3 protein-coding genes and 2 pseudogenes are annotated in these 3,116 nt (G+C 74.2%); 2 read left to right on the forward strand and 3 right to left on the reverse strand.

From position 1 onward, the window contains the following. Both ACWCSD_RS50285 and ACWCSD_RS50290 read left to right on the forward strand, forming a co-directional pair. A pseudogene (locus tag ACWCSD_RS50285) lies at positions 1–499 on the forward strand (lipase); the annotation flags it as partial. Between the two features lie 77 nt (positions 500–576). Continuing rightward, on the forward strand, positions 577–828 hold the full coding sequence (locus ACWCSD_RS50290; RefSeq protein ID WP_358286695.1) for a helix-turn-helix domain-containing protein: 252 nt from the start codon (positions 577–579) through the stop codon (positions 826–828). A 15-nt stretch (positions 829–843) separates the two neighbouring features. Here the strand turns inward: ACWCSD_RS50290 and ACWCSD_RS50295 are convergent, their stop codons facing one another. The 3 genes and pseudogenes from ACWCSD_RS50295 to ACWCSD_RS50305 all read right to left on the reverse strand — a co-directional run. Next, the gene (locus ACWCSD_RS50295) at positions 844–1,656 is read right to left on the reverse strand and encodes a dienelactone hydrolase family protein (RefSeq protein ID WP_449926578.1); all 813 of its coding nucleotides are present in this window, start codon (positions 1,654–1,656) and stop codon (positions 844–846) included. Between the two features lie 92 nt (positions 1,657–1,748). Then, positions 1,749–2,777 (reverse strand): tyrosine-type recombinase/integrase, encoded by a 1,029-nt coding sequence (locus ACWCSD_RS50300; RefSeq protein ID WP_397156717.1) that lies wholly within the window; start codon positions 2,775–2,777, stop codon positions 1,749–1,751. A gap of 112 nt (positions 2,778–2,889) precedes the next feature. Then, positions 2,890–3,116, reverse strand: a pseudogene (locus tag ACWCSD_RS50305) (UDP-N-acetylglucosamine 1-carboxyvinyltransferase); the annotation flags it as partial.

Below are 3,116 nucleotides of genomic sequence, written 5' to 3' on the forward strand. Positions count from 1 at the left end.
GACGCGGGTGGGGGCGCTGGGGCAGTCCCTGGGCGGGTCGGTGGCGGCCCAGCTCGTCCACGACGACCCGCGGGTGGACGCCGGGGTCAACCTCGACGGCGGCTACGTCGGCCCGGTCGCCGCCACCGGCGTGCCCAGGCCGTTCCTGCAGCTGGCGGCCCAGACGCACACACGGGACAGCGAGCCGAGCTGGAAGTCGTTCTGGCGGGCCTCGACCGGGTGGAAGCGGGAGCTGCGGTTCAAGGGCGCCGCGCACGGCTCGTTCACCGACCTGCAGGCGCTGCTGCCGCAGATCGCCGCGGCGCTGCCCAAGGCACAGGACGGGAAGCAGAGCGGGGTGCCGGTCGCCGACTTCGTCGGCACGATCGATCCGCAACGATCGGTGGCGGCCCAGCGCGCCTACGTCGGGGCGTTCTTCGACCTGCACCTGCTGGGCAAGCCCACCCGCCTGTTCCAGGAGCCCGACAGCCGTTTCCCCGAGGTGTCCCGCATCCCCTGACCCTGGGGCCGGTGGAGGTCCGCCCGGGGGCGATAACAATACCGGTATAAGTATCCCGCGGGTGTAGGGTGGGCGGCATGGTGCGATCCCCGCTGACCCCCGAGGAGCGGCTGCGCGGCGAGCAGCTCGGCCACATGCTGCGCCAGGCCCGAGGCGAGCGCAGCATCGTCGAGGTCGCCGCCGCGGCCGGCATGTCCGCCGAGACCCTCCGCAAGATCGAGACCGGGCGCATCGCCACGCCGGCGTTCTTCACCATCGCCTCACTGGCCGACGTCCTGGGCATCTCCCTCGACCGCCTGGCCGTCCGCGCCACCCCCGCCCGCACCTGACCGTCCGGGCCGAGGTCATTCCGCACGGGAGCGGCGTACCTCATCCAGCACGTCCTCGATGCGCCGCCAGGCGTCCTGAGCCGCGGCCGGGTGGAAGGTGTCACGCTCGTCGGCGGCGAACCCGTGGCTCGCCCCCGGATACACCACCGTCTCCAGCCGCTCGGCGATCGCCCGCTGCTGGGCGCCGTCGATGATCGGGTCGTCGGCGCCGAGCAGCACCACCAGCCGCCCCGGCGCCCGCGCGGCCCGCTCCAGCGTCGGCTCCGGCCGGCTCAGCGGCAGCTCGGTGCCCGTCAGCCACCCCGGGTACAGCGCCACCGCCGCCGCCAGCCCCAGCTCACCGGCCACCGAGCACACCACGTGGCCGCCCAGGCTGAACCCGACCGCCGCAGCGGGCCGGGCGCCCACGCGCCGCAGGTGCTCCGACGCGGCCCGCGCGTCATCCAGCACCTGTTCCCGGCGCAGCAGCCAGGCCAGCTCCAGCCCCCGTTCCCGGCCGGCCGCATCGACCGGCAACTCCACCACCCGCCCCAGCGGGCCACCCGTCACCGCATCCACGGCAACCGGCACCCCGACCCCCTCCCGCACAAGCCCCGCCGAAGAGCCCGCGGGGGAGGGCAGCAGCTCGTGCCGGTGGTTGAAGTCGGGCACGACGGCCGCATGCCCCAACCCCGCCAGCCGGTCGGCCATCCGCCGCGCGTACCCGCTCACCCCGAAGATCTCACCGGCGACCAGCACGCCCACGGGCCGCCGCACCCCCACGGGCAGGGCCGTGTAGGCCGCCATGCCCGCGATGTCCACCCATCCGGTGGTGATCTGTCCGTTCACGCGGCCGAGCTAACCAGCCCCCGCCCGCCCCCGGCCAATCACGACCCCGATGGCCGCCATCACGACCCCGATCGCCCCCTGGGGCCGAGGCCCTATCGGGACGGCTTGTCACGCAACAGCGGGTGTGACCGCATCGCCACCTCCAGCTCCCCGGGCAGCTCGTCGCGGTAACGCCCCAGCGTCGACAGGTCGCTGTGCCCCAGCACCCGCCGCACCGCGTCCATGTCGACCGCGTCGGCCAGCAGATGCGTGGCCGTGGTGTGCCGCAACCCGTGCGGCGTCACCGAACGCCGCTGATCGGGATCGACGTGCCGCTGCACCCGGTCGATCACCGCCTGCACGTCGCCCCGCGCCAGCCGCCGCCCCCGCCACGACAGCAGCAGCGCCTTGCCGTCGTCGGCGCCGGCCACCTGGCCCCGCCCCCGCGCCAGGTAGGCCTGCAACACCTCGGCCACGTCGTCGGGCAGCGGCACGTCACGCGTACGGCCGCCCTTGCCGAAGATCCGCCAGTAGCGCACCCCGTCGTTGGTGTAGAAGTCCTCCACGTTGGCGCGCACCAGCTCCGACACCCGCGGCCCCACCGTCGACAGCAGCAGCACGATCACCGCGTCACGCAACTGCATGCGCTGGTCGCGGCGCTTGCCCTCCTGCTCGGGCGCCTCCCGCAACTGCCGCGCCGCGCCGATCAGCCCTTGGGCCTGCTCCCGCGTCAGCGCCCGCCGCTCCGGACGCAGCCCGCCCCGCTGCTTGGCCGTCACCGTCGCCGCCGTCATCGGGTTGATCTGCACCCACCCGGCCAGCGTGGCGTGCTTGAACAACGCCGAGATCGACCGCCGGAACCGGGCCTGCGAGGACGGCGACTGCCCCGCCCCCGACCCGCCCGCCTGCCGCGCGTCGGGCTTGCGCGCGAACGCCAGCAAGATCGCATCGACGTCCTCGCCGGTCAGGTCGTCGAGCACCACGTCGGCGCCGGCCAGCGCCACCAGCGTGGCCACGTCACGCGCGTAGACCTCGGCCGTGGCCGGGGACAGCGCGCCCGTCGACGTCTTGGCCACCACCAGCTCCACGTAGCGGTCAGCCGCCTGTCCCACCGTCAACCTGTCGAGCTCCGCGGGCCGCACCGGCTCCCCTCCTCACATCTCGGCGACGCACCGAACGCACCTGCCCGCGGACGACGCCGCGCGCAGGCATGCAGCTTGCAGAGGAGACGGTAGCGGCCGCCACCGACGAAAATCAGATGTCGCGGAAGGTCTCGATGCGCGCGCCCAGCGCGTTCAGCCGCTCGGCCAGGTCCTCGTAGCCACGGTTGATCACGTACACGTTGCGCAGCACCGACGTGCCCTCGGCGGCCATCATGGCCAGCAGCACCACCACCGCCGGGCGCAGCGCCGGCGGGCACATCATCTCGGCGCTGCGCCACCGCGTGGGCCCCTCCACCAGCACCCGGTGCGGGTCCAGCA

Source organism: Nonomuraea sp. NPDC001684 (assembly GCF_053596515.1).

Bases quoted from the DNA above. Each gene is read 5' to 3' on its own strand.
- ACWCSD_RS50290 (WP_358286695.1), top strand. From the start codon at position 577: ATGGTGCGATCCCCGCTGACCCCCGAGGAGCGGCTGCGCGGCGAGCAG.